This window comes from Streptomyces sp. NPDC046870, from assembly GCF_040704595.1.
Classification (GTDB): Bacteria; Actinomycetota; Actinomycetes; order Streptomycetales; family Streptomycetaceae; genus Streptomyces; species Streptomyces argyrophylli.
This window is the reverse complement of the sequence record NZ_JBEYXM010000002.1, coordinates 678554-703070: the sequence shown is the minus strand read 5'-3', so window position 1 is coordinate 703070 and position 24517 is coordinate 678554. Positions and strand designations below refer to the sequence as shown.

At 73.2% G+C, this 24517-nt stretch carries 27 protein-coding genes; 19 read left to right on the top strand and 8 right to left on the bottom strand.

Annotated elements, in window-relative coordinates:
* Window positions 1–632: 632 nt before the first annotated feature.
* The 4 genes from alr (at window position 633) to AB0946_RS07570 (ending at window position 3984) form a co-directional block, all read left to right on the top strand.
* Window positions 633–1796, top strand: coding sequence for an alanine racemase (gene alr / locus AB0946_RS07585; protein ID WP_366759657.1), 1164 nt, complete (start codon window positions 633–635; stop codon window positions 1794–1796).
* A gap of 129 nt (window positions 1797–1925) precedes the next feature.
* Window positions 1926–3185, top strand: a complete 1260-nt coding sequence (locus tag AB0946_RS07580; protein WP_366759656.1) for an alpha/beta hydrolase — start codon at window positions 1926–1928, stop codon at window positions 3183–3185.
* A complete protein-coding gene (gene tsaE / locus AB0946_RS07575; RefSeq protein ID WP_366759655.1) occupies window positions 3151–3663 on the top strand; it encodes a tRNA (adenosine(37)-N6)-threonylcarbamoyltransferase complex ATPase subunit type 1 TsaE in 513 nt (170 codons plus the stop codon). Before AB0946_RS07580 ends, tsaE begins: the two co-directional genes overlap by 35 nt.
* A 129-nt stretch (window positions 3664–3792) precedes the next feature.
* Window positions 3793–3984 carry a hypothetical protein gene (locus tag AB0946_RS07570; protein WP_366759654.1) on the top strand — a complete coding sequence of 64 codons (192 nt, stop codon included), beginning with the start codon at window positions 3793–3795 and terminating at the stop codon, window positions 3982–3984.
* Between the two features lie 54 nt (window positions 3985–4038).
* Here AB0946_RS07570 and AB0946_RS07565 read toward each other — a convergent pair whose 3' ends face one another.
* Window positions 4039–4593 carry a hypothetical protein gene (locus AB0946_RS07565; RefSeq protein WP_366759653.1) on the bottom strand — a complete coding sequence of 185 codons (555 nt, stop codon included), beginning with the start codon at window positions 4591–4593 and terminating at the stop codon, window positions 4039–4041.
* A gap of 124 nt (window positions 4594–4717) precedes the next feature.
* On the opposite strand from AB0946_RS07565, the gene tsaB reads away from it, so the two are divergent.
* From tsaB to AB0946_RS07520, 9 genes are all read left to right on the top strand, one after another.
* The gene (tsaB, locus tag AB0946_RS07560; RefSeq protein ID WP_366759652.1) at window positions 4718–5374 is read left to right on the top strand and encodes a tRNA (adenosine(37)-N6)-threonylcarbamoyltransferase complex dimerization subunit type 1 TsaB; all 657 of its coding nucleotides are present in this window, start codon (window positions 4718–4720) and stop codon (window positions 5372–5374) included.
* Between the two features lie 29 nt (window positions 5375–5403).
* Entirely contained in the window at window positions 5404–5904 is a 501-nt protein-coding gene (gene rimI, locus AB0946_RS07555; RefSeq protein WP_366759827.1) for a ribosomal protein S18-alanine N-acetyltransferase, read from the top strand.
* A complete protein-coding gene (gene tsaD / locus AB0946_RS07550; RefSeq protein WP_366759651.1) occupies window positions 5897–6991 on the top strand; it encodes a tRNA (adenosine(37)-N6)-threonylcarbamoyltransferase complex transferase subunit TsaD in 1095 nt (364 codons plus the stop codon). The genes rimI and tsaD overlap by 8 nt, the downstream gene beginning before the upstream one ends.
* Window positions 6988–7245 carry a hypothetical protein gene (locus tag AB0946_RS07545; protein ID WP_366759650.1) on the top strand — a complete coding sequence of 86 codons (258 nt, stop codon included), beginning with the start codon at window positions 6988–6990 and terminating at the stop codon, window positions 7243–7245. The genes tsaD and AB0946_RS07545 overlap by 4 nt, the downstream gene beginning before the upstream one ends.
* A 297-nt stretch (window positions 7246–7542) precedes the next feature.
* On the top strand, window positions 7543–8574 hold the full coding sequence (locus AB0946_RS07540) for a LacI family DNA-binding transcriptional regulator (protein ID WP_366759649.1): 1032 nt from the start codon (window positions 7543–7545) through the stop codon (window positions 8572–8574).
* 142 nt (window positions 8575–8716) lie between these two features.
* Window positions 8717–9772: an LCP family protein gene (locus tag AB0946_RS07535; protein WP_366759648.1), complete on the top strand. Its 1056-nt coding sequence runs from the start codon at window positions 8717–8719 to the stop codon at window positions 9770–9772.
* Between the two features lie 137 nt (window positions 9773–9909).
* Entirely contained in the window at window positions 9910–10266 is a 357-nt protein-coding gene (locus tag AB0946_RS07530; protein WP_366759647.1) for a YciI family protein, read from the top strand.
* A gap of 43 nt (window positions 10267–10309) precedes the next feature.
* The gene (locus AB0946_RS07525; protein WP_366759646.1) at window positions 10310–11566 is read left to right on the top strand and encodes an RNA polymerase sigma factor; all 1257 of its coding nucleotides are present in this window, start codon (window positions 10310–10312) and stop codon (window positions 11564–11566) included.
* A gap of 71 nt (window positions 11567–11637) precedes the next feature.
* Window positions 11638–11814 (top strand): hypothetical protein, encoded by a 177-nt coding sequence (locus tag AB0946_RS07520; RefSeq protein ID WP_366759645.1) that lies wholly within the window; start codon window positions 11638–11640, stop codon window positions 11812–11814.
* A 154-nt stretch (window positions 11815–11968) separates the two neighbouring features.
* On the opposite strand, the gene AB0946_RS07515 is transcribed toward AB0946_RS07520, so the two are convergent.
* A complete protein-coding gene (locus AB0946_RS07515) occupies window positions 11969–13135 on the bottom strand; it encodes a class I SAM-dependent methyltransferase (protein ID WP_366759644.1) in 1167 nt (388 codons plus the stop codon).
* Window positions 13136–13225: 90 nt separating this feature from the next.
* On the opposite strand from AB0946_RS07515, the gene AB0946_RS07510 reads away from it, so the two are divergent.
* From AB0946_RS07510 to groL, 4 genes are all read left to right on the top strand, one after another.
* Window positions 13226–14137, top strand: a complete 912-nt coding sequence (locus AB0946_RS07510; protein ID WP_366759643.1) for a polysaccharide deacetylase family protein — start codon at window positions 13226–13228, stop codon at window positions 14135–14137.
* The gene (locus tag AB0946_RS07505; protein ID WP_366759641.1) at window positions 14134–14946 is read left to right on the top strand and encodes a polysaccharide deacetylase family protein; all 813 of its coding nucleotides are present in this window, start codon (window positions 14134–14136) and stop codon (window positions 14944–14946) included. Before AB0946_RS07510 ends, AB0946_RS07505 begins: the two co-directional genes overlap by 4 nt.
* Window positions 14947–15220: 274 nt before the next feature.
* Window positions 15221–15529, top strand: coding sequence for a co-chaperone GroES (groES, locus tag AB0946_RS07500; RefSeq protein WP_004955293.1), 309 nt, complete (start codon window positions 15221–15223; stop codon window positions 15527–15529).
* Window positions 15530–15647: 118 nt separating this feature from the next.
* Window positions 15648–17273: a chaperonin GroEL gene (gene groL, locus AB0946_RS07495; protein WP_366759640.1), complete on the top strand. Its 1626-nt coding sequence runs from the start codon at window positions 15648–15650 to the stop codon at window positions 17271–17273.
* A 118-nt stretch (window positions 17274–17391) separates the two neighbouring features.
* Here the strand turns inward: groL and AB0946_RS07490 are convergent, their stop codons facing one another.
* From AB0946_RS07490 to AB0946_RS07470, 5 genes are all read right to left on the bottom strand, one after another.
* Window positions 17392–18612 carry a hypothetical protein gene (locus AB0946_RS07490; protein WP_366759639.1) on the bottom strand — a complete coding sequence of 407 codons (1221 nt, stop codon included), beginning with the start codon at window positions 18610–18612 and terminating at the stop codon, window positions 17392–17394.
* Between the two features lie 42 nt (window positions 18613–18654).
* The gene (locus tag AB0946_RS07485) at window positions 18655–19182 is read right to left on the bottom strand and encodes a DUF3293 domain-containing protein (RefSeq protein ID WP_366759638.1); all 528 of its coding nucleotides are present in this window, start codon (window positions 19180–19182) and stop codon (window positions 18655–18657) included.
* Between the two features lie 142 nt (window positions 19183–19324).
* On the bottom strand, window positions 19325–20032 hold the full coding sequence (locus AB0946_RS07480) for an ester cyclase (protein WP_366759637.1): 708 nt from the start codon (window positions 20030–20032) through the stop codon (window positions 19325–19327).
* Between the two features lie 72 nt (window positions 20033–20104).
* Complete coding sequence (locus AB0946_RS07475) at window positions 20105–20878, bottom strand: SDR family oxidoreductase (RefSeq protein WP_366759636.1); 774 nt, start codon at window positions 20876–20878, stop codon at window positions 20105–20107.
* Window positions 20879–20949: 71 nt separating this feature from the next.
* The gene (locus AB0946_RS07470; RefSeq protein WP_366759634.1) at window positions 20950–21621 is read right to left on the bottom strand and encodes an MOSC domain-containing protein; all 672 of its coding nucleotides are present in this window, start codon (window positions 21619–21621) and stop codon (window positions 20950–20952) included.
* A gap of 80 nt (window positions 21622–21701) precedes the next feature.
* On the opposite strand from AB0946_RS07470, the gene AB0946_RS07465 reads away from it, so the two are divergent.
* Window positions 21702–22616 carry a LysR family transcriptional regulator gene (locus AB0946_RS07465; protein WP_366759633.1) on the top strand — a complete coding sequence of 305 codons (915 nt, stop codon included), beginning with the start codon at window positions 21702–21704 and terminating at the stop codon, window positions 22614–22616.
* A 376-nt stretch (window positions 22617–22992) separates the two neighbouring features.
* On the opposite strand, the gene AB0946_RS07460 is transcribed toward AB0946_RS07465, so the two are convergent.
* Entirely contained in the window at window positions 22993–23322 is a 330-nt protein-coding gene (locus AB0946_RS07460) for a WhiB family transcriptional regulator (RefSeq protein ID WP_030641276.1), read from the bottom strand.
* A 381-nt stretch (window positions 23323–23703) separates the two neighbouring features.
* Between AB0946_RS07460 and AB0946_RS07455 the strand changes: the two genes are divergently transcribed.
* Window positions 23704–24315, top strand: coding sequence for a response regulator transcription factor (locus tag AB0946_RS07455; RefSeq protein WP_003948568.1), 612 nt, complete (start codon window positions 23704–23706; stop codon window positions 24313–24315).
* Window positions 24316–24517: the final 202 nt, after the last annotated feature.

The following is a 24517-nucleotide window of genomic DNA, read 5'->3' as shown; positions in this document are numbered from 1 at the left end:
GGCGCGGGGAACTGCGCGCTCGGCCCGCACGCGCCTGCGGCCTGGCGACGACCGGAGCTGGGCGGCGGTCCGGCTGGGGTGGTGCGGTGTGGCGGGCGGTGGGGCAACTCCCCGGGGGCGCGGGGAACTGCGCGCTCGGCCCGCACGCGCCTGCGGCCTGGCGACGACCGGAGCTGGGCGGCGGTCCGGCTGGGGTGGTGCGGTGTGGCGGCCGGTGGGGCAACTCCCCGGGGGCGCGGGGAACTGCGCGCTCGGCCCGCACGCGCCCGGGGCCTGGCGACGACCGGAGCTGGGCGGCGGGTCCGGCCGGGCGGTGCTGTGTGGCGGGCGGTGGTGCAACTCCTCAGGGGCGCGGGGAACTGCGCGCTCGGCCCGCACCCGCCTGCGGCCTGGCGACGACCGTTGCCCGGCGGCGGGTCCGGCCGGGCGGCGCGATGTGGCGGGCGGTGGGGCAACTCCCCGGGCGCGCCGGGAACTGCGCGACCGGCCCGCACGCGCCCGCCGCCCGGGCGATGACCGCGGAGAACTGCGCACACAGCCCCCGCGCACCCGCACCCCCGTGGCGGCCGGAGACGCGACGGCGGGACCGGCCCACGTCCCGCGGAGGGCGGCTCTGAGAGACTGGGGGTGCCATGAGTGAGACACCAGCTGTGCCGACCGCCGCCCTGCGCGCCCGCGCCGAGATCGATCTGGGCGCCCTGCGCGCCAATGTGCGGACCCTGCGCGCCCGGGCCGGGAGCGCCGCCGTGATGGCCGTCGTCAAGTCCGACGGATACGGCCACGGCGCGGTGCCGTGCGCCCGCGCCGCCCTCGCGGCGGGCGCGAGCTGGCTCGGCACGGCCACGGCCGAAGAGGCCCTGGCGCTGCGTGCGGCCGGGCTGCCCGGCCGCATCCTGTGCTGGCTGTGGGTGCCGGGCGGGCCCTGGCGGCAGGCGATCGAGGCCGACATCGACGTCTCGTTGAGCGGCATGTGGGCCCTGCGGGAGGTCGTCGAGGCCGCCCGGTCGGCGGGCCGTCCCGCGCGCGTGCAGCTCAAGGCCGACACCGGACTCGGCCGCAACGGCTGTCAGCCGGGGGAGGACTGGTCCGAGCTGGTCGGTGCCGCCCTGCGCGCGGAGGCCGAGGGGCTGGTCCGCGTCACCGGGGTGTGGTCGCACTTCGCGTGCGCCGACGAGCCGGGGCACCCGTCCATCGCCGCCCAGCTGACCCGGTTCCGGGAGATGCTGGCGTACGCCGAGGCACAGGGCGTACGGCCCGAGGTCCGGCACATCGCCAACTCGCCGGCCACCCTCACCGTGCCCGATTCCCACTTCGACCTGGTCCGCACGGGCATCGCCCTGTACGGCGTCTCGCCCAGCCCGGAGCTGGGCACCCCGGCGGACTTCGGGCTGCGCCCGGTGATGACGCTCAGCGCCTCGCTGGCCCTGGTCAAGCACACCCCGGCCGGACACGGCGTCAGCTACGGCCACCACTACGTCACGCCCGGCGACACCACGCTCGGCCTGGTGCCCGTCGGCTACGCGGACGGCATCCCGCGGCACGCCTCGGGTACCGGCCCGGTGCTGGTCGGCGGCAAGTGGCGGACGATCGCCGGGCGGGTCGCCATGGACCAGTTCGTCGTCGACCTGGGCGGTGACGAGCCCCCGGTGGGCAGCGAGGCCGTGCTGTTCGGGCCCGGTGACCGCGGTGAGCCCACGGCCGAGGACTGGGCGCAGGCCTGCGGCACGATCGCGTACGAGATCGTCACACGCATCGGAACGCGCGTTCCCCGCGTCTATGTCAACGCGCCGATGTGAACGCGCCCGCGTGAACGCGTCCACCGCGTCCAGGTGAGCGCCTTCATGTGAACGCGCAAGAACTCGGGTAACCCGTTCCTCGGCGGCACCCACCCAGGCGAACTGCAGTACGGCGAACAGGAGCGGTACGTGACCGAGAGCAGCGCGGAGCTCGTGGCGGACGTCGTCGCCTCGGCGGCCGCCGCCTCCGCCGCGGGGGCGGCCGGGAGCTGGCGCAGGGCGACCGGCATCGCCGGTGCCGCGATAGGCGTGCTCGCCGCGGGAGCGGCGGCCGGTGTCGCCATCGAACGGATGACGGTGGGGCGCGGAATGCGCCGCAGGGCCCGGCTGGCGCTGGACGCGGCGGGCCCCTACGGCACCCTGCGCGGCACCCCCGGCAAGGCGTACGCCGACGACGGCACCGAGCTGTACTACGAGATCGACGAGGCCGAGCCCGACGCCGGCCCGAACGTGTCGCCGCGCCGGCGCCGGCTCTTCGGCCGCAAGGCCCCCGCCCCGGTCACCGTCGTCTTCTGCCACGGCTACTGCCTCAGCCAGGACTCCTGGCACTTCCAGCGCGCGGCCCTGCGCGGGGTCGTACGGACGGTGCACTGGGACCAGCGCAGCCACGGGCGGTCCGGGCGGGGCGTGGCCCAGACCCGGGACCGGGAGCCCGTCACCATCGACCAGCTCGGCCGCGATCTGAAGGCCGTGCTCGACGCCGCCGCACCGGACGGGTCCCTGGTGCTGGTCGGGCACTCGATGGGCGGCATGACCATGATGGCCCTCGCCGCGCAGTACCCCGAGCTGATCCGGGACCGGGTCGTCGCCACCGCCTTCGTCGGGACGTCGTCCGGGCGGCTCGGCGAGGTCAACTTCGGGCTGCCGGTGGCCGGCGTCAACGCGGTCCGCCGGATCCTCCCCGGGGTGCTCAGGGCGCTCGGACAGCAGGCGGAGTGGGTGGAGAAGGGGCGCCGGGCCACCGCCGACCTGTTCGCCGGGATCATCAAGCGGTACTCGTTCGCGGGCCGGGACGTCGACCCGGCCGTGGAGCGCTTCGCCGAGCGGATGATCGAGTCCACCCCGATCGACGTGGTCGCCGAGTTCTACCCGGCCTTCACCGACCACGACAAGACCGGGGCGCTCGTCTGCTTCCGCGACATGCCGGTGCTCGTGCTGGCCGGCGTCCAGGACCTGGTCACGCCCAGCGAGCACAGCGAGGCCATCGCCGACCTGCTGCCCGACGCCGAGCTGGTGCTCGTGCCGGACGCGGGGCACCTGGTGATGCTGGAGCACCCGGAAGTGGTCACCGACCGCCTCGCCGACCTGCTCACCCGTGCGGGTGCGGTGCCCGCAGGGGCTACCGTAAGTGGCTATGGAAGCACCAGCAGCACCGCACAACCCCGCTGAGACCCAGCTGACCGTCACCTCCCCGGAGCAGATGCGGGAGCTGGGCCGCCGACTGGCCAAGCTGCTGCGCGCGGGCGACCTGGTGATGCTCTCCGGCGAGCTGGGCGCGGGCAAGACCACGCTGACCCGCGGGCTCGGCGAGGGCCTGGGCGTGCGCGGCGCGGTCACCTCGCCGACCTTCGTGATCGCCCGGGTGCACCCGTCCCTCGGCGACGGGCCGCCCCTGGTGCACGTCGACGCCTACCGGCTCTCCGGCGGCCTGGACGAGATGGAGGACCTGGACCTCGACGTCTCGCTGCCCGACTCGGTGATCGTCGTGGAATGGGGCGAGGGCAAGGTCGAGGAGCTGACCGAGGACCGCCTCCAGGTGGTCATCCACCGCGCGGTCGGCGACACCACCGACGAGGTGCGGCACGTGACCGTCACCGGCCTGGGCGAACGCTGGTCCGAGACGGACCTGGACACGCTCTCCGGCTGAGACCGCCGACACGTTCCGACAAGCCGTCGGCAAGATATTGCGCAGGACATCCCGGGCGTGGTCACATGGTACCCAGCCCGTACTTAGGTGTACCTAAGTACGTCCGCCCCCGCAGCTCAGGAGGCGTCCATGCCCACGGTGCAACCGGTGTCCATGCGTGATCTGCTGGCGGCCTGCGCTGCGGCGGACGCGATCTCCAGGCCGCCGCGGCCCGAGCCCCTGGAAGCGGCGCGGGACGAGCAGACGGCCGCCGTCGCCTGGGCGCCCTCCGCCACGCCGTCCCCGCGGCAGCCCGGCGGCGGGTCCGGGCACCGCTGCTAGGGCCCCTCGTCCGGATCATGCCGGGCTCGCGGGGCCTGATCCGAACGAAAGGCCCTAGCGGATCACCACGACCTTCACGCCGATCGTCGCGAAGTTCCACATGGCGTTCCCGTCCACCCGCGTCTCCCGGATGCCGCCCGTCTTCACGCCGGGGTCGGCCGCCGTCCCCTCCGTGCCGCCGTCCACGGGCGCGCTGAACCCGACGGTCACCCCGTCCACGCTGGTGAACCGCACCACGTGCTCGATGGGGACGCTGTCCGTGCCGGTGGCCGTGCTGGAGCGGGACGTGACCCAGTACGTGCCGGCCGGCGGGTCGACGGTGCCCGGCCGCACCGGGAAGGTCCGCTGCACCCGGTTGCCGGGGGTGACCAGCCAGACCCGGTCGTCGTCCACCGAGTACACGACCCGTTCACCCGTTCCGGAGCCGCTCGGCAGGGCGGTCGGGTGGTGCCGGTCCCGGGGCGCCTTGGAGGTGGGCGTCGCGTGCGCCGCCGGCCCCGGGCTCAGGCTCGCCGGGACGGTCGCCTGGGCCCGGTAGGCGAGGAATCCGACCGTTCCCAGCGCCGCCGCGGTGAGGGCGGCCACGATCCCCGAGCTGGTCCCTGCCACCTGCGCCACCTCTGCCTAGTGCCGTCATCCGGTGTAAATGTCGTACTTGGTACAGACCGTAGCAGTCGGTGACCGTCCGTCCCGGACGACCCTGCGGGCGGCGCGGGCGCCGTAGGCTGTTCGCGTGCTCTTGCTCGCTCTGGATACCGCAACACCCGCCGTCACCGTCGCCCTGCACGACGGCACCGACGTCATCGCCTCGTCGAGCCAGGTGGACGCGCGCCGGCACGGAGAGCTGCTGCTGCCGGCCGTCGACCGGGTCCTCACCCGGGCCGGACTGAAGCTGGAGGCCGTCACCGGGATCGTCGTCGGCACCGGGCCCGGCCCCTACACCGGCCTGCGCGTCGGCCTGATGACCGCCGACACCTTCGGTCTCGCGCTCGGCGTCCCCGTGCACGGCCTGTGCACGCTGGACGGCCTCGCCTACGCCGCCGACATCGAGGAGGGCCCCTTCGTGGTGGCGACCGACGCCCGGCGCAAGGAGGTCTACTGGGCCACGTACGCCGACTCCCGGACCCGGCTGACCGGCCCGGCCGTCGACCGCCCGGCCGACATCGCCGAGCGGGTCGCGGGCCTGCCCGCGGTCGGCGCCGGCGCGCTGCTCTACCCGGACACGTTCCCGCGCGCCCACGAGCCCGAGCACGTGTCCGCCGCCGCCCTCGCCTCGCTCGCCGCGGAGAAGCTGGCCGCGGGCGAGGAGCTCACCGCCCCCCGGCCGCTGTACCTGCGCCGGCCGGACGCCCAGGTCCCCAAGAACTACAAGGTGGTCACCCCCAAGTGACACAGCCGGCACCCCCCCGACTGCGCGAGATGCGCTGGTGGGACCTCGACCCGGTCCTGGGGCTCGAACGGGACCTGTTCCCCGAGGACGCCTGGTCCCGGGGCATGTTCTGGTCCGAGCTGGCCCACTCCCGGGGCCCCGAGGCCACCCGCTGCTATCTCGTCGCCGAGTCCGCCGACGGCCGGATCGTCGGGTACGCGGGCCTGGCCGCCGCCGGTGACCTGGCCGACGTGCAGACCATCGCCGTCGCCCGCGACCACCAGGGCACCGGCCTCGGTGCCCGCCTGCTGACCGAGCTGCTGCGCGCGGCGACCGCGTTCGAGTGCCACGAGGTGATGCTCGAATGCCGGGTGGACAACCTCCCCGCGCAGAAGCTCTACGAGCGCTTCGGCTTCACCCCCATCGGCTTCCGGCGCGGCTACTACCAGCCGGGCAACGTCGACGCCCTGGTGATGCGCCTGACCACGGAACCCGGCGGCGGCGCGGCCGCGGGCTCCGCCTCAGTACAAGGAACCGATATCAATGACTGACTCACGCGACGAGCCTCTCGTACTCGGCATCGAGACCTCCTGCGACGAGACCGGCGTCGGCATCGTCCGCGGCACCACCCTGCTGGCGGACGCCGTCGCCTCCAGCGTCGACGAGCACGCCCGCTTCGGCGGTGTCGTGCCGGAGGTGGCGTCCCGGGCGCACCTGGAGGCGATGGTCCCCACCATCGACCGCGCGCTGAAGGAGGCGGGGGTCGGCGCCAAGGACCTGGACGGCATCGCGGTCACCGCGGGCCCCGGTCTCGCGGGCGCCCTGCTCGTCGGCGTCTCGGCGGCCAAGGCGTACGCCTACGCGCTCGGCAAGCCCCTGTACGGCGTCAACCACCTCGCCTCCCACATCTGCGTGGACCAGCTGGAGCACGGCCCGCTGCCCGAGCCGACGATGGCCCTGCTGGTGTCCGGCGGACACTCCTCGCTGCTGCTCTCGACGGACATCACCTCGGACGTCCGGCCGATGGGCTCGACCATCGACGACGCGGCCGGCGAGGCCTTCGACAAGATCGCGCGCGTGCTCGACCTGGGCTTCCCCGGCGGCCCGGTCATCGACCGGTACGCCAAGGAGGGCGACCCGCAGGCCATCGCCTTCCCGCGCGGCCTGACCGGCCCCCGCGACCCGGCGTACGACTTCTCCTTCTCGGGCCTGAAGACCGCCGTGGCCCGCTGGATCGAGGCCAGGCGCGCGGCCGGCGAGGAGGTCCCGGTCCGCGACGTGGCCGCCTCCTTCCAGGAGGCCGTGGTCGACGTGCTGACCCGCAAGGCCGTCCGCGCCTGCAAGGACGAGGGCGTGGACCACCTGATGATCGGCGGCGGTGTGGCGGCCAACTCCCGGCTGCGCGCGCTCGCCCAGGAGCGCTGCGAGGCGGCCGGCATCCGGCTGCGCGTACCGCGCCCCAAGCTGTGCACGGACAACGGCGCGATGGTGGCGGCGCTCGGCGCCGAGATGGTCGCCCGGAACCGGGCCGCGTCCAGCTGGGACCTGTCGGCCGACTCCTCCCTGCCGGTGACCGACCCGCACGTGCCCGGCCACGACCACGTGCACGAGATCAGCAAGGAGAACCTCTACTCGTGACCGTGGCCCTGATGTGGGAGGCCCGGGCCGTCGCGGGCCGGGGCGCGGACCTGCTGGCCTGGGTGCGCGAACAGCCCCTCGCCGGCGAGCCGTTGCGCCGCGAGACCTTCCGCGCGCCGCAGGACCGGGTGCTGGTCGTCACGTGGTGGGACGCGCCGTACGACGCCCCGCTGCCCGAACTGCCGGAGCCGGACCCGGAGTTGGTGACCCGGTCGGTGCACCGGTGGCGGTTCGAGGCAGTGGCCGAGGACTGAGTTGGGGAAACCGCTCCGACTGCGCTATGATCATCACACAGCGAACGGCCGGAACACCGGTACGGACGCAGTGCGTTGGTGGTCCAAGGAAAGACGCCCCGCTTCCTGCGGGGAGATGCAGGTGCAAGGCCTGCCCGGCGCTCCACTCGACACCCCGCCCCCGGGTTCCCGGCGGCGGGGTGTTCGCGTTGTGCGGGGCATGCGCTCGAATGTTTCGCCCGATCATTCGAATGTTCCGGTGGTCCTCGGTGTACCGAGGGCTTCGTCAAGCGGTCCGTCGGGGATACGATCGCGGGCATGAAGCCCTCGAAGCCCGCAGGAACGCAGACGGCGACCCTCGCCGAGATCGCCCGTGAGGCGGGGGTCTCCGCTCCGACTGTTTCGAAGGTCCTCAACGGCCGGGCCGATGTCTCTCCTGCCACCCGCACCCGCGTCGAGGAGCTGCTGCGCGCCTACGGCTACCGGCGCCGCCGTGCCGAGGCCTCCCGCTCTCCGCTGATCGACGTGGTCTTCCACGAGCTGGAGAGCGCCTGGGCGATGGAGGTCATCCGGGGCGTGGAGAACGTCGCCCGGGACGCCGGGCTGAGCGTGGTCCTGTCCGAGTCGGCCGGCCGGCTCACCCCCGGCCGCACCTGGGCCGACCAGGTCGCCGCCCGCCGCCCGCACGGCGTGGTGCTGGTGCTCTCCGAACTCGACGAGTCCCAGCGGGCGCTGCTGACCAGCCGCTCCATCCCGTTCGTGGTGATGGACCCGGCCGGGGACCCGGGGCCCGACGTCCCCTCGATCGGCGCCACCAACTGGCAGGGCGGTCTCGCCGCCACCCGCCACCTGGTGGAACTCGGCCACACCCGGATCGGCGCGATCAGCGGCCCGTCCCGGATGATGTGCAGCCGGGCCCGGGTCGACGGCTACCGGGCCGCCCTGGAGACGGCCGGACTGCCCGTCGACCCCTCCCTCGTCGTGGCCGGCGACTTCCACCACGACGCGGGCTACCGCCTGGGCCTGGAGCTGCTGCGCCGCCCGGACCGGCCCACCGCCGTCTTCGCGGGCAACGACCTCCAGGCGCTCGGCCTGTACGAGGCCGCCCGCGAGCTGGGTCTGCGCGTCCCGGAGGACCTCAGCGTGGTCGGTTTCGACGACCTGCCGGTGGCCCGCTGGGTGGGCCCGCCGCTGACGACCGTCCGGCAGCCGCTCACCGAGATGGCCGAGGCCGCGGCCCGGCTGGTGCTGGAGCTGGGGAGCGAGCGGGAGGAGCGGGCGGCGACCCGGGTGGAGCTGGCGACGAGCCTGGTGGTGCGGTCGAGCACGGACGCGCCTCCGGCCGCGTAGCGGTCCGCGCGGAGGGCCTTGGGTCTTCCGCCGGGCCGTGCCAGGGGGCGTCCGGTGTCGCGTGGATGAGAATTTCACAAGAAAGCCGACTCTGACGGCTTCCGCTAACAGTCCCCTAATAATTCGGACTTATGTTCCTGTCGTGACGCGACACGAGGAGCACGGCGACGCGGGCAGACGGGTGGGCCGGCGGTCGGGAGCGGTGAAGATCGTCGGCCTCGCCGTGGCGGGCACCCTGGTCCTGGGCCTGGCGGCGGCCGGCTGGGCCTACTGGCACCTCGACCGCAACATCACAAGCGTCGACATCGACGGCGCACTCGGCGACGACCGTCCGGCCAGGGCCGTGGTCACCCCGTCCGCGACCGGCCCGGCAGACGCCTCCCCGCTGCCCACCGGCTCCCTCAACATCCTGGTGCTCGGCTCGGACTCGCGCAGCGGCAAGGCCAACCAGGAGCTGGGCGGCGGCGACAGCGGCGGAGCCCGGTCCGACACCGCGATGGTCGTGCACATCGACGCGGGCCGGACGAAGGCCACCGTCGTCAGCGTCCCGCGCGACACCCTCGTCACCCGCCCGTCCTGCCCGCTCACCTCCGGCGGCAGCACGGCACCGGCGTACGGCGCCATGTTCAACAGCGCCTACGCGGTGGGCGGTCCGGTGTGCGCGGTGAAGACCGTCGAGACCCTCACCGGCGTCCGCATGGACCACTACCTGGAGATCGACTTCTCCGGCTTCGCCCAGCTGGTCGACGCGCTCGGCGGGGTCGACGTCACCACCGGCCAGGACATCGACGACGACAAGAGCCACCTGCACCTGAAGGCCGGCACCCACCACCTCGACGGCAAGCAGGCCCTCGCCCTCGCCCGCACCCGGCACGGCATAGGCGACGGCAGCGACCTGGGCCGGATAGGACTCCAGCAGACGCTGGTCAAGGCCCTGCTGGAGCGGATCTCCGGCGCCGGCCTGCTCTCCGACCCCGCCCGGCTGTACCGGGTCGCCGACGCCGTCACCGCCAGCATCACCACCGACACCGGCCTGAACTCCCTGAACGAACTGGTGAGCCTCGGCCGGAGCCTGAAGGGACTGACCGCCGACCGGGTGCGGACGCTCACCATGCCGGTCGTGACGGCGCCCTCCGACCCCAACCGGGTCGTCGCCCGGGAGCCGGCGGCGAAGGACCTCTGGGCCTCCCTGCGCTGAGCCGGTGCCGCCCGGCCGTCGGGGCGGTCGAGAAGATCCCTGAGATTTTTCCGCGAGCGTGTCGATCCGGGTGTCCGCCGTTCGACGCAAGGGTGAGCGGCGGGAACGGACCCGCCGCCGGTACCCGAGGAGTCACCATGCCCCGCTACCTGTCGCTCGTGCGCGTCGACGAGTCCGCCGCCCCCGCCGGGGGCCCCAGCGCGGAGCTGATGCAGCGGATGGGTGAGCTGATCGAGGAGATGACCAAGGCCGGTGTGCTGCTCGACACCGCCGGGCTCACCCCCTCCGCCGAGGCGGCCCGGATCGACTGGAACGGCGAGAAGGCGTCCGTGACCGACGGCCCGTTCACCGAGTCCAAGGAGGTCGTCGGCGGCTACGCGCTCATGCAGTGCAAGGACCGGGCCGAGGCCGTGGAGTGGACGCAGCGCTTCCTGAAGATCCACGGCCCGGAGTGGCGGCTGGCCTGCGAGCTGCGGGAGATCGCCGAGGGCTGAGGCCGTTTGGCCCGCCGCCGTCCAGGGTGTTGCATGGTGGGCTGTGGAGACACAGCCCGCCACGGCGCACGCCATCGAGACCGTCTTCCGCCTGGAGTCGCCCCGGGTGATCGCCGGCGTCGCCCGGATCGTCCGGGACGTCGGCATCGCCGAGGAACTGGCTCAGGACGCACTGGTCGCCGCCCTGGAGCGGTGGCCACGGGACGGGGTGCCGGACAACCCCGGCGCCTGGCTCATGGCCACCGCCCGGCACCGGGCCGTCGACCTGGTCCGGCGCCGCGAGACCTACGCCCGCAAGCTCGCCGAGCTCGGCCGCGACCTGGCCACGGCCGCGCCGTCGTACGACGCACCGGCCGACCCGGACGACATCGACGACGACCTGCTCCGGCTGGTCTTCACCGCCTGCCACCCGGCACTGTCGCCGGAGGCCCGCACCGCGCTCACCCTGCGCCTGCTCGGCGGCCTGACCACGGCCGAGATCGCCCGTGCCTACCTGGTGCCGGAGCCGACGGTCGCCCAGCGGATCGTCCGCGCCAAGCGCACCCTGGCGAAGCGGAACGTCGCCTTCGAGGTGCCGTACGGTCCCGACCGCGAGGCCCGCCTCGGCTCCGTGCTGGACGTCATCTACCTGATCTTCAACGAGGGGTACGCGGCCACCGCCGGCGACGACTGGCTGCGCCCCGGCCTGTGCGAGGACGCGCTGCGGCTGGCCCGGGTGCTGTCCGCGCTGATGCCCGAGGAGCCCGAGGTGCACGGCCTGACCGCGCTGCTGGAGTTCCAGGCGTCGCGCGCCGCCGCCCGCACCGGCCCCGACGGCACACCGGTGCTGCTGGAGGACCAGGACCGCCGCCGCTGGAACCGCATGCTCATCGCGCGTGGCGTCCGCGCCCTCGACCGCGCCGGGGCCACCGCGAGCGGCCCCCCGGGCCCGTACACCCTTCAGGCGGCCATCGCCGCGTGCCACGCGCGCACCTACACCTACGAGGAGACGGACTGGCAGGCCATCGCCACCCTGTACGGCCTGCTGGCCGTCCGCGCGCCGTCCCCGGTGGTCGAGCTGAACCGCGCGGTCGCCGTGTCGATGGCCGACGGCCCGGCGGCGGCCCTGGAGCTGGTGGACGCCGTGTCCGCCGCGCCCTCGCTGCGCGGCTACCACCTGCTGCCCAGTGTCCGCGGTGATCTGCTGGCCCGTCTGGGCCGTGTCGCCGAGGCGCGTGAGGAGTTCCTGCGGGCGGCGGCCCTGACCCACAACGAGCGGGAGCGGCGGTTGCTGCGGGACAGGGCGCACGCGTGCGGCTGAGCGTCAGGCGGGCGGGCGGCCGACCAGCGTCGTCGGCGCCCGGGTGACGCGCGTGAGACAGGCGGTGGCCGGTGGTCTCGGCTTCCGGCGCGGCTCGTCCTCCTGCGCTGCCCAGTGTCCGTGGTGATCTGCTGGCCCGTCTGGGCCGTGTCGCCGAGGCGCGTGAGGAGTTCCTGCGGGCGGCGGCCCTGACCCACAACGAGCGGGAGCGGCGGCTGTTGCGGGACAGGGCGCACGCGTGCGGCTGAGCGTCAGGCGGGCGGGCGGCCGACCAGCGTCGTCGGCGCCCGGGTGACGCGCGTGAGACAGGCGGTGGCCGGTGGTCTCGGCTTCCGGCGCGGCTCGTCCTCTGGCCGGCGGTGGCCCTGACCCGCGACGAGCGGGAGCGGCGGCGGCTGGGCGTCAGCCGAGCGGGTGGCCGATCAGCATCGTCGGCGCCCCGGCGACCCGCGTGAGGAAGACGGTGGCCGCGTTCGGCCCCTGCGGTCGCACCTTCCGGCGCAGCTCCTCCGGTTCGACCGCCGAGCCGCGCTTCTTCACGGTCAGCGTGCCGACCTCGCGCTCCCGCAGCAGGGCCTTGAGCTTCTTGACGTTGAACGGGAGCCGGTCGGTGATCTCGTAACCGGTGGCGTACGGCGTGGGCCGGGCCCGGTCGGCGGTGACGTACGCGATGGTCGGGTCCAGGAGCCCCCCGCCGACCTCCTCGGCCACCTCCGCGACCAGGTGCGCGCGGATCACGGCGCCGTCCGGCTCGTACAGGTACCGCCCCACCGGACGGACCGCGGGATCGGGCAGCCCGCGGCCGAGCAGCGTGCGCGGACCCGGCAGCAGCGTGGCCCGCACCGCGCCCGGCGCCCCGGTCCCGAACCACAGCACCGCCTCCTTCACGTCGCCGCCGTCGGAGACCCACTCGGCCTCGGCCTCGGCCGGGACCACCTCGTGCGGGATCCCCGGGGCGATCTTCAGTGCGGCGCGGGGCGCCCGGAGGGCCGCCTCGATCGCCCAGGACAGCGGCGGCGAGTACGCCTCCGGATCGAAGAGCCGGCCGCGCCCGCCCCGGCGGGCCGGGTCCACGAACACCGCGTCGTACCCGGCGGTGTCCACCTCCGTCACGTCGGCCTCGCGCACCTCGATCAGCCCGGCCAGCCCCAGCGCCTCGGCGTTCGCCCGCGCCACGGCGGCCGTCAGCGGGTCCCGGTCCACGGCCAGCACCCGGATCCCGGCCCGCGCCAGCGCGATGGCGTCCCCGCCGATCCCGCAGCACAGGTCGGCGACGCAGGCCACGCCCAGCTCCTTCAGCCGCCCGGCCCGGTACGCCGCCACGGAGGCCCGCGTCGACTGTTCGACCCCGTTGGGCGTGAAGAACATGCGCCCGGCGTCCTCGGGCCCGAACTTCACCACGGCCCGCTGCCGCAGCCGGGCCTGGCCGAGCGCCGCGGACACCAGCTCGGCCGGGTGGTCGCGGCGCAGCCGGGTGGCCACGGCCAGCTCCCGGGCGGGCTCGGTGTCGCGCACCTCGTCGAGGAGGGCGCGGCCTTCGGGGGTGAGGAGCAGAGCGAGGTCGTTCACCGGGTCATTGTGGGCCAGTCGGTGGATGGTGCGCCTCCGGCGGCGGTGTCGCCCGGGGTCGAGGGCCGGGGCCTGGGAGGATCCGGCACCATGCGAGCAGTAGTACAAAATGACAAAAGTCGGACTCGTTTCCGGCGGCTGGCCCTCGGCGGCGGAGCCGCCACGCTGGCCGCCGCCACCCTGCTCTCCGGCTGCGCCGGACCCGAGTCCGTGCGCACCGCGTCCGGCCACGGCGGCCCCGCCCAGCCCCAGGACCCGGCGGCGCGCCGGGCCGCCGAACACGCCCGGCTGGTCGCCGCCGCCCGGCGCTGGGGGCTGGACCAGGTCCCGCTCACGCCCCCGCCGCCCCCCGCGGCCAAGCCGAGGATCACCGCCCGTGACGGGTTCGAGGTGGACCACCAGGAGGACTGGAACCTGCCCCCCGTCTTCACCACCGTCCCCACCCGGGACAAGGTCGTGTTCCTGACGATCGACGACGGCGCCGAGAAGGACCCGCGCTTCCTCGCCATGATGCGCGAGCTCAAGGTCCCCTACACCGCGTTCCTCAGCGACTACCTGGTCAAGGACGACTACGCCTACTTCCGGAAGATGCGGTCCTACGGCAACACCCTCAACAACCACACCCTGCACCACCCCTACCTGCCGGGCCTGTCCTACGAGGAGCAGAAGGACGAGATCTGCGGCATGCAGGCCGTCATGAAGAAGCAGTTCGGCAAGGCCCCCACCGTCTTCCGTCCCCCCTACGGCAACTACAACCAGGACACCCTGGTCGCCGCCAAGGAATGCGGCATCAGGTACGCGCCGATCTGGAACGAGGAGGTCTTCGTCGACCACTGGGAGTACCGCGAGGACGACAAGCGGCTGCGCCGCGGCGACATCGTCCTCACCCACTTCCGCGGCCGGGACGACTGGGACGGCACGATGGTGGACGACATGCGCCGCTTCCTGGACAAGGTCACGCGCGAGGGCTACGCGGTGGCCCGCCTGGAGGACTACCTGTGAGGCGGGCTCGGGGCCCGGCCGCGGTCCTCGCCGCGGCCCTGCTCCTGACGGGCTGCGCCCAGTCCGTCGACCCCATCGAACGGCTCGGCAAGAAGGCCGCCGAAGGGGTACGCCCGCACGCCGCCGACCCCGACCACCGTTACCGCGCCTGGGGCCTGCCCCGGCCCCTCGCCCGCTCCCCGGTGCACCCGGCCCGCCCGCTCGCCGAGCGCTCCCGGGCCGGTGCCCCGCTCCCCGTGGTCGACCGCGTCCCCACCCGCGACCCGGTCGTCTTCCTCACCTACGACGACGGCGCCGAGCGGGACCCCCGCTTCGTCGACATGGTCCGCGAACTGAGACTCCCGGTGACCCTGTTCCTCACCGACAGCGTCGCCGCCCCCGGCTACCCCCACTTCGCCCGCCTGCGCGCCCTCGGCGCCGGCATCGGGAACCACACCGTCGACCACCGGGCCCCGGCCGGACTGCCGTACGCCGGCCAGCGCGCCGAGATCTGCGGCCAGCAGGACCGCCTCCGTGCCGCCCTCGGCGTCCGCCCCCGGCTCTTCCGCCCGCCCTACGGCTCCTACGACCGCACCACCCTGCGCGCGGCGGCCGACTGCGGCGTCTCCACGCTCGTCCTGTGGCGCGCCGCCCTGACCCCGGCCGGCCTCACCTACACCCACGGCGCCCACCACCTGCGCCCCGGCGACATCGTCCTGGTGGGCCCCGACGAGTCGAGGGGGCCGGCGCTGTGGGAACGGACGGTACGGGTGCTGACGGAGGCCCAGGGGAGAGGGCTGACGGCGGGCTGCCTGGAGGACTACGTGTGAGGTCCGGCCGGTGCGGCGCCGGCGGCGGGTCCGGGGGCGGCGGTGACCCCCGGGACGACGGCCCTCGCGTGGCGAATCCGGCCGACGCGCCGCGGGCAATTGGCACTCCGCTTGACCGAGTGCTAATCGCGGTCATAGTCTCGGCTCTGGCACTCCCCCCTGGAGAGTGCCAGACAAACGCGACGGGCAGGTCCGGCACCCGCGACGACGGATCGACCTGGTCGCCACCTCAGACAGTTAACCCCGTGAGATCTCCGAAGGGGGAGGTCGGATCGTGACGACCGCCAGCTCCAAGGTTGCCATCAAGCCGCTCGAGGACCGCATCGTGGTCCAGCCGCTGGACGCCGAGCAGACCACGGCCTCTGGCCTGGTCATCCCGGACACCGCGAAGGAGAAGCCCCAGGAGGGCGCCGTCCTCGCCGTGGGCCCGGGCCGGTTCGAGAACGGCGAGCGTCTGCCGCTCGACGTCAAGGTCGGCGACGTCGTCCTCTACAGCAAGTACGGCGGCACCGAGGTGAAGTACAACGGCGACGAGTACCTCGTCCTCTCGGCTCGCGACGTCCTCGCGATCATCGAGAAGTAATCACCTCAAGCGACTCTCTGCTTGAAGCTGCGCCCCTGGCCCCCCGCGATCGATATGAAGCCGGGCGCCCGGGGCGCGGCGTTTTCACCCACAGATTTCCGAGAGGGCTCCCGCTGCCATGGCGAAGATCCTGAAGTTCGACGAGGACGCCCGTCGCGCCCTTGAGCGCGGCGTCAACAAGCTTGCCGACACCGTCAAGGTGACGATCGGCCCCAAGGGCCGCAACGTCGTCATCGACAAGAAGTTCGGCGCCCCCACCATCACCAACGACGGTGTCACGATCGCCCGCGAGGTCGAGATCGAGGACCCGTACGAGAACCTCGGCGCGCAGCTGGTGAAGGAGGTGGCGACCAAGACCAACGACATCGCTGGTGACGGCACCACCACCGCCACCGTCCTCGCCCAGGCGCTGGTGCGCGAGGGCCTGAAGAACGTCGCCGCCGGTGCCTCCCCGGCCGCCCTGAAGAAGGGCATCGACGCCGCCGTCAAGGCCGTCTCGGAGGACCTGCTCGCCTCGGCCCGTCCGATCGACGAGAAGTCCGACATCGCCGCCGTCGCCGCGCTGTCCGCCCAGGACCAGCAGGTCGGCGAGCTGATCGCCGAGGCCATGGACAAGGTCGGCAAGGACGGTGTCATCACCGTCGAGGAGTCCAACACCTTCGGCCTGGAGCTGGACTTCACCGAGGGCATGGCCTTCGACAAGGGCTACCTGTCGCCGTACTTCGTGACGGACCAGGAGCGCATGGAGGCCGTCCTGGAGGACCCGTACATCCTCATCAACCAGGGCAAGATCTCCGCCATCGCCGACCTGCTGCCGCTGCTGGAGAAGGTCATCCAGGCCGGCTCCTCCAAGCCGCTGCTGATCATCGCCGAGGACGTCGAGGGCGAGGCCCTGTCGACCCTGGTCGTCAACAAGATCCGCGGCACCTTCAACGCCGTCGCGGTGAAGGCCCCCGGCTTCGGCGACCGCCGCAAGGCGATGCTCCAGGACATGGCCGTCCTCACCGGCGCCACCGTCATCTCCGAGGAGGTCGGCCTCAAGCTCGACCAGGTCGGCACCGACGTGCTCGGCTCCGCCCGCCGCGTCACCGTCACCAAGGACGACACCACGATCGTCGACGGCGCCGGCAAGTCCGAGGACGTGCAGGGCCGCGTCGCCCAGATCAAGGCCGAGATCGAGACCACCGACTCCGACTGGGACCGCGAGAAGCTCCAGGAGCGCCTCGCGAAGCTGGCCGGCGGCGTGTGCGTGATCAAGGTCGGCGCCGCCACCGAGGTGGAGCTGAAGGAGAAGAAGCACCGTCTGGAGGACGCCATCTCCGCGACCCGCGCCGCGGTCGAGGAGGGCATCGTCTCCGGTGGTGGCTCCGCCCTGGTCCACGCCTCCAAGGTGCTCGACGGCAACCTCGACAAGTCCGGCGACGAGGCCACCGGTGTCGCCGTGGTCCGCAACGCCGTGGTCGAGCCGCTGCGCTGGATCGGCGAGAACGCCGGCCAGGAGGGCTACGTCATCGTGTCCAAGGTCAAGGACCTGGACAAGGGGCAGGGCTACAACGCCGCCACCGGCGAGTACGGCGACCTGATCAAGGCCGGCGTCATCGACCCGGTCAAGGTCACCCGCTCCGCCCTGGAGAACGCCGCCTCCATCGCCTCCCTGCTGCTCACGACCGAGACCCTGGTCGTCGAGAAGAAGGAAGAGGAAGAGCCGGCCGCCGCGGGCCACAGCCACGGCCACGCCCACTGAGCGCTGAGCCGAGCCAGGTGCCCGGTGCCCCCTCGGGGGCGCCGGGCACCGTGCGTGTGCGGCGACCGGACGGGCCGGCCGGGATCGGCGCCGCCCCCGTCGTCCCACGCACCCACGGCTACCTGCCCCGCTCGTGCTCACGCACGTAGGTGAAGCCTCGGGGCAGCTCGTGCGGACCGGCCAGACCGGCCCTCGCGTGATCCTCCCGGTAGGCGGCCTTCGCCTCGGGGCCGGCCTCCTTGCCTAGGTGGCCGATGCGCATCAGGTGCCCGGCCACGCGGTGGGCGCTCACGGTGCAGGCCGCGCTCGCGTCGTCGCGAAGGTCCTCACGTTCCGCCACCCGCAGCGTCGGGGCGTAGCACAGCAGCGGAACCGGTGTCTCTCCGCGTCGTGCGGGATGGTGCAGCACGGCCGCCCGGTCGACGCTGCCCTGCTCCCACGTGAGGATCCCGCGGGTGAGGAGTCGCTCGATCGCTCCGCGGATCTTGCTCGCGGCCGGTCGCTCCACCTGGGCGCGTTCGACGGTGTTCCGGATCAGTGCCTCCTGCGGAAGCAGTGCCCGGCCCTTCTCGTCCAGGTATCCGAGTTCGCGCAGCGCGATCAGGACCAGTTCCTCCACCCGGTCCACGCGGGCGTCGAACGCCGCGAGTTCACGGGTCATGATCCTCGGGTCGAAGGCGTAGCGGACCACGGTCCCGCCGAAGACGACGGGCTCGTCCAGCGGGGTGTAGGCCAGGCGCAGCTTCCTCCACGTGTCCCACCGCACCGACACGCGGGTTCCGGGGAGGACGAAGGGCTGCCACGCCAGACCGGTCAGGATCGGCTCGTCACCCGTCAGGTCGAGCCGGACGCCCTTCTGCTCGTCCAGGACCCTGATGCGGTGGCGCCCGCGCAGGAACGTGAGGTCGAGCGGTTCCTGCGGAGCGGCTCGGCCGGCCATCTCGGCCGGTACGGGGCACGTGCCGTGCAGGAGGTGCTCGGCACGCACGTGGAACTTCCAGTCGACCGTGAGACCGGCGTTGACCACCGAGTGGGGCAGCCCACCGTCGAGTTCCTCGACGACGACCTCGGCGAGGTCCTCCGCCTGCGGGGCCGGCGGCCGGCCGGTGCTTCCCCGCGACGGCTGGTCGCTCGCGGCGGCCGGCGCCTCCATACGTCCGTAGCAGCCGTTGCAGTACCGCTCGTCACCGCGTACGGCGACGAGTTTCGCCGTCTTCGTCTGACCGCAGCGCGCGCAGGTGAACGACACGACCGCCGCCAACCGCACGAGCTGTACGTCGCCGCGCTGCGGATAGGTCTTCACGATCTTCTTGCCGAGGAGCCCCCCGCCGACCTTCATCACAGCCAATCCCCCCGGACCTCCCGTCCTGCCGGTCCTGCCTCAGCCGCGGCGGAGCCGGAAGGGATCAGGGTAGATATCCCGACTTGGCCGAGCAAGGCTCTCCCCGAAGACCGCCCATCCGCCGGCCGCCACGGCACCGGTGGCGCAGGCCAGGACACGCCAGTCGCGGGGCGTCCAGGCGAAGACCGCGTCCTGGCCGAAGCGGCGGCCGAGGTCACGCGCCGCGGTGTCGCTCAGGCCGACGACGGCCACGCTCTCCTCGCGGTGCGAGCCGCGTACGTCACCCCCCTGCGCGGGCCACCAGGTCAGCCTCCGTCGCCGGACGTCGTCGAGCAGCAGGCGCTGGGCGCGGGCGTTGGCGTCGGCCGGCGCGGTACGGCCGAGAGGATTCCAGGCGGTGATCACATGAACGGTGGCGCCGCGGGCCGGTGCCGGGAAGCGACCCTCGACCGTGCCCGCAGGACGCGGTTCGACGCGAAGGGCGCGGTCCCCGAAACGGACGTCGACCACTGCCGTGCGATAGAGATCCCAGTTGAGGGGCGTACCGGCTGCGTCACTGGCGTGCACAAGGGCCTCCTGTGGAACGAAGACCCCCTTACCCGCCGTGCAGGGAGATCGGTGCTCGCCCCCACAAGGAAGCGGGGGCCGGACCCGCAAGATCCCATGCAACGCGCTCCGGGGCAAGGGGCTGGTCGCTTCCTACCTGCGTCTACTGCTCCAACGCGTCGAGCGCCCCCAGCTGCTGCATCAGTCCCAGCTGGTCGTGCTGCCACCACAGCTCGGCGATCTTGCCGTCGTCACCGAACCGGAACAGCGTCATCCCGGTCATGGTGACCTGGGTGCCGGTGGGCGCGATGCCCAGGAAATCGCCCTGGTGCGCGGCGTACCAGGTCCACCGCGCGCAGGACCGGTCGCCCTGGCTGAGCACGTCCTCCACCGTGAACGCGAAGTCGAAGGCGCCGCGCCACATCCGGAACTCGGCGCGGACGTTGTCCAGCCCGATGGTGTCCTGCGGGTTCATCGGGTCATGGCTGTGGACGTCCTCGTCCAGCAGGTCGTTGAGCGGCGGCAGTTCACCCTCGGCGCACAGCGCCTCGAAGAACCCGCGCACCATGCCCTCGGGCAGACTCTCGTCCCGTACGACGTCCAGGTCGACGAACGTCGGCATCTCGTCGCACAGCGCCACCAGGCCCCGGAAGATCCGGTCCGTCTCCGGGAGGTTCGAGTTCCGCATCGCGTCCTCGTACGACGGGAACTCCACCACCTCGACGACGTGCGACGCGTCCGACCGGTCCGTGCCGAGCACCGCGTGCGTCGCCGTCCGCTTCCCCTTGGTCTGCTGGACCCAGTCGTCCATGAGCCGGTTCATCTCGTCCAGCCGGCTCGTCCTGCACTCGATGAGCTGTACGAAGGTCATGCGCCGCCTCCGGCCCCCCTGGTCCGGTACCGTCCCGCCCATTTTCCCACCGGGACGGCGGCGCCACCCGCGCTACCGCGGCCCGTACCTGCGCCCCGTCCGGGAGCTGATCCCGCCCATCAGCCCGCGCGGCGCCACCTTCACCAGGCCCATCAGCGCCTTGTACCGGGGGTCGGGAATGGACACCGTCTTGCCGCGCGCGAGGTCGGACAGCGCCGCCGCGACCAGCTTGTCGGCGTCCAGCCACAGCCAGCCCGGGATGTTGTCCGTGCCCATCCCGGCCCGCTGGTGGAACTCGGTGCGCACGAATCCCGGGCACAGCGCCATCAGCCGGACCCCGCTGCCGGCCAGGTCCTTGGCCGCGCCCTGGGTGAACTGCACGACCCACGCCTTGGACGCGCCGTACGTACCGCGCGGGACGAACGCGGCCACCGAGGCGACGTTCACCACCCCGCCCCGGCCGCGCTCGCGCATCGCCCCGGCCGCCGCCGACGTCAGCCGGAGCACCGCCTCGCAGTGCACCTTGAGCATCCGCAGCTCGTCCGCCATCGGTACGTCCAGATAGCGGCCCTTGTTGCCGAAGCCGGCGTTGTTGACCAGCAGGTCGACCGGGTTCTTCCGGTCGCCGAGCCGGTCGGCCACCGCCTCGATGCCCTTGTCCTGCGCCAGGTCGGCGGTCAGCACCTCCACCTCGATGCCGTGCCGGTCGTGCAGTTCGGTCGCCTGCTCGCGCAGCCGCTTGGTGTCCCGCGCGACCAGGACGAGGTCGTGGCCGTCAGCCGCCAGCCGCCGCGCGAACGCGGCACCGATCCCCGCGGTCGATCCCGTAATCAGAGCCGTTGTCATGGCCCAAGCGTAGTGACCCGGACCGACAGCCTCCGCGGTCCGCACGCCGTGCCCGCCGCGCCGCCGGCGGCTTACCGGTCCCCGTGCTCGGCCACGTACTTCCGGGCCTTGGCCAGCGTCTCGGTGTGCAGCGCCGTGCCGGCCGCGAGCAGCCGGGGCAGCAGCTCCCGCTCGGTGGTGACCGCGCGGAACTGCATCGCCGCCGTCACGCCGTGGTCCGGCCGGTGCACGATCTCGACCGGATCGCCCGCCCGGATCTCGCCCGGCTCGATCACCCGGAGGTAGGCGCCCGTTGCGCCCGTCCGCGTGAATCTCCTGGCCCAGCCGCGCTCGCCCAGATGGCCCTGGAACGTGGCGCACGGAATGCGGCCGGAGGTCACCTCCAGCACGACGGTGGGACCGATCCGCCAGCGCTCCCCGATCAGCGCGCCGGAGACGTCCAGACCGTCCGTCGTCAGGTTCTCGCCGAAGCACCCGTGGGCCAGCGGCCTGCCGAGTTCGCGCTCCCAGGCGTCGAGGTCCTCCCGGGCGTACGCGTACACCGCCTGGTCGTCCCCGCCGTGGTAGCGGGTGTCGCACACCGCGTCCCCGGCGAGCCCGCTCGCGCCGACGCCCCTGGGGCCGGGCGCCGCGACGCGCACCGGGCCGTCGGCCGGCTGCTTGTCTATGCCGGTCAGGCCGTCCGGCTGGCTCGTGTAGGGCACCTGCCGGGGCCGGCCCAGATTGACCGAGAGAAGCTTCATCCCGGCACGGTAAGCGATCCGGTCCCAAAGCGTCGACGCATTATCCGGAGTCCCGCCCAAGGCTGCCTTATGCTCGACGGGTGATCGAGGCCCGTCATCTCCGCGTCCTGCGCGCCGTCGCGACCACCGGTTCCTTCTCGGCGGCCGGACGCCGGCTGGGCTGCACCCAGCCCGCCGTCAGCCAGCAGATGAAGGCGCTGGAAGCCTCGGTCGGCACCCCGCTCCTGGTCCGCGCCGGGCGCGAGATGCGCCTCACCCAGGCCGGCGAGGCCCTGGTCAGGCACGCCTCCGGCATCCTCGCCGGGCTCACCGCGGCCGAGGAGGAGGTCGCCGCCATCGCCGGCCTGCGCGCGGGCCGCGTCCGGCTGGTCTCCTTCCCCAGCGGCAGCTCCACCCTGGTCCCCACCGCCCTGGCCGCCCTGCGCGCGGCCCACCCCGGCACCCGCGTCTCGCTGGAGGAGGCCGAACCGCCGAGGTCCGTGGAACTGCTCCGCGAAGGCGACTGCGACCTGGCCCTGGCCTTCCGCTACGAGGGGGCGGCGGTCGCCGAGGACTGGGACGACCTCGTCCTGCGGCCCCTGCTGACGGACCGCCTGGTCGCCCTGGTGCCCGAACGGCACCGGCTCGCGCGCGCGGACACCGTCGCCATCGGCGAGCTGGCCCACGAGCCCTGGATCGCGGGCTGCCCGCGCTGCCGCGGCCAGCTGGTCGAGGTGTGCGAGGGGGCCGGATTCACCCCGCGCATCGACTTCGCCACCGACGACTACCCGGCCGTGGTGGGCCTGGTCGGCGCCGGTCTCGGCGTCGCCGTCCTGCCCCAGCTGGCCGTGGAGTCGGTACGGCCGCGGGGGGTGCGCACGGTACGGCTGGAACCGGCGGTACGGCGGGAGATCGTCGCCCTCACCCTGCCCGACCTGGCCCAGGTGCCGGCCGTGTCGGCCACGCTGGAGCAGCTGGCCCGGGCGGCGCGGGCGGCGGGACGCGGCCACGCCTAGGGCCTCTCGTTTGGCTCATGCCGGGCTCGCGGGGTCTGGCACCGCGCCTCGCCGCGTTGTCGTCGGTTGCCATGGCTCCGCCATGGCGCCCTCCTCCGCCTTGCGATGCACGGCACCAGACCCCGCTCCCTGATCCGGCCTGATCCAAACGAAAGACCCTAGCCGGCGGCGCGGAGGTCACCGGAGAAACAGGGGTCGCGCAGACGCGGGGGTCATGGAGCCGGGGGCACGGAAGACGCGGGGTCGCGGAGCCGGGTGGCACGGAGCCGCGGGGGTCACGGAGAGTGCGGGGGCCGCCCGGACGAGGCACGGGCACGCGCGCGCGTGCCCGGTAAGGAAACGGATGCTTTGCCGATGGTGATGCAGAAACGTTCCTTCAGTGATCCGAAGCGGTGTCGCCGCTGGTGGTAGAGGCTGCCACCAGGCGGTTGCGCGCCCGCCCCATCAACTCCTCACGCTCGTCCTCGGTCAGGCCGCCCCAGACGCCGTACGGCTCGCGCACCGCCAGTGCGTGTGCCGCGCACTCCGCACGGACCGGGCACCTCATGCAGACCTCTTTGGCCGAGTTCTCGCGAGCGCTCCGAGCCGCCCCGCGCTCGCCCTCCGGGTGGAAGAAGAGCGAGCTGTCCACGCCGCGGCAGGCAGCCAGCAGCTGCCAGTCCCACAGGTCCGCGTTCGGTCCGGGAAGGCGGGAGAAATCTGCCATTACGTGACCCCTTGTCGCCGTTCTGGGCGGATACGGTGCCAACGACCGTACATCTCCGGTCTAAGGAGATGAAAATATGACTCATTGCGAATCTAGCCCCGGACACTGCGAAACGGGAAGAAAAAGGGCCGAATGGGGCATAGGTTGTGATGAAAAGTTGTGGGTCCGTCGAGCATGTCTGCACCGTGTCGAAGCCCTCACGTAGAGTGCCGAAGACGGCACGCGGGCCCGTAACTCTTTCGAGTGACCGTCGTTGAGAGTGCGGATGCGGTTGAGAAAACAAGCGCTCGGGCAGGCGTCCGAGACGGTCGACCGCACAGGTGACGATTCCGTACCAGCCTGGAGGCTCAAGGTGACGCGCATCAGCTGCGGAGGGCGGTCATGACATCCGTCCTCGTCTGCGACGACTCCCCGCTTGCCCGAGAAGCGCTCCGCCGCGCGGTCGCGACCGTGCCCGGTGTCGAGCGCGTGACGACGGCGGCCAACGGCGAGGAAGTCCTCCGCCGCTGGGGCGCCGACCGCTCCGACCTCATCCTGATGGACGTGCGCATGCCCGGTCTGGGCGGCGTCGAGACCGTGCGCCGGCTGCTGTCCGCCGACCCGGGCGCGCGCATCATCATGCTCACCGTCGCCGAGGACCTCGACGGAGTGGCCCTCGCGGTCGCCGCCGGTGCCCGGGGATACCTGCACAAGGACGCCTCGCGCGCGGAGCTGCGCGCCACGGTGACCCAGGCGCTGGCCGACCCCACGTGGCGACTCGCCCCGCGCCGGCTGCGCTCGGCGGAGATGGGTGCCGCGCCCACGCTCACCGCGCGTGAGATCCAGGTCCTGGAGGGCATGAGCCACGGCCGCTCCAACGCCGAGATCGGCCGCGAGCTGTTCCTCTCCGAGGACACCGTCAAGACGCACGCCCGGCGCCTGTTCAAGAAGCTCGGCGCCTCGGACCGGGCGCACGCGGTGGCCCTCGGCTTCCGCTGGGGACTGGTCCGCTAGCGAGCGTGGAGCCGGGCGGGCCGCTCGGCGCCGGGGCACGTCCCGGTGCCGTCCGTGCCCGCGGCCCCCGCGCGGGCGGCCCGGCTTGAGCTCCGGTACCCGGGCACTGCCGGTGCGCGGGTTCCGCGGTGGCGTTGCGGGCCGTCATGCCGTGCCGCTGTGCCGTTCGGTGGACGGGGCCGTCCGGGTGATTCCGGCCGTC

Excerpts from the sequence above, each read along its gene's own strand:
- AB0946_RS07475 (WP_366759636.1), bottom strand. The coding sequence starts at position 20,878 with ATGACAACGGCTCTGATTACGGGATCGACCGCGGGGATCGGTGCCGCG.
- AB0946_RS07455 (WP_003948568.1), top strand. The coding sequence starts at position 23,704 with ATGACATCCGTCCTCGTCTGCGACGACTCCCCGCTTGCCCGAGAAGCG.
- AB0946_RS07510 (WP_366759643.1), top strand. The coding sequence starts at position 13,226 with ATGCGAGCAGTAGTACAAAATGACAAAAGTCGGACTCGTTTCCGGCGG.
- AB0946_RS07470 (WP_366759634.1), bottom strand. The coding sequence starts at position 21,621 with ATGAAGCTTCTCTCGGTCAATCTGGGCCGGCCCCGGCAGGTGCCCTAC.
- AB0946_RS07490 (WP_366759639.1), bottom strand. The coding sequence starts at position 18,612 with ATGAAGGTCGGCGGGGGGCTCCTCGGCAAGAAGATCGTGAAGACCTAT.
- rimI (WP_366759827.1), top strand. The coding sequence starts at position 5,404 with ATGCGCTGGTGGGACCTCGACCCGGTCCTGGGGCTCGAACGGGACCTG.
- groL (WP_366759640.1), top strand. The coding sequence starts at position 15,648 with ATGGCGAAGATCCTGAAGTTCGACGAGGACGCCCGTCGCGCCCTTGAG.
- AB0946_RS07460 (WP_030641276.1), bottom strand. The coding sequence starts at position 23,322 with ATGGCAGATTTCTCCCGCCTTCCCGGACCGAACGCGGACCTGTGGGAC.
- tsaD (WP_366759651.1), top strand. The coding sequence starts at position 5,897 with ATGACTGACTCACGCGACGAGCCTCTCGTACTCGGCATCGAGACCTCC.
- AB0946_RS07530 (WP_366759647.1), top strand. The coding sequence starts at position 9,910 with ATGCCCCGCTACCTGTCGCTCGTGCGCGTCGACGAGTCCGCCGCCCCC.
- AB0946_RS07570 (WP_366759654.1), top strand. The coding sequence starts at position 3,793 with ATGCCCACGGTGCAACCGGTGTCCATGCGTGATCTGCTGGCGGCCTGC.
- alr (WP_366759657.1), top strand. The coding sequence starts at position 633 with ATGAGTGAGACACCAGCTGTGCCGACCGCCGCCCTGCGCGCCCGCGCC.
- AB0946_RS07480 (WP_366759637.1), bottom strand. The coding sequence starts at position 20,032 with ATGACCTTCGTACAGCTCATCGAGTGCAGGACGAGCCGGCTGGACGAG.
- tsaE (WP_366759655.1), top strand. The coding sequence starts at position 3,151 with ATGGAAGCACCAGCAGCACCGCACAACCCCGCTGAGACCCAGCTGACC.
- AB0946_RS07540 (WP_366759649.1), top strand. The coding sequence starts at position 7,543 with ATGAAGCCCTCGAAGCCCGCAGGAACGCAGACGGCGACCCTCGCCGAG.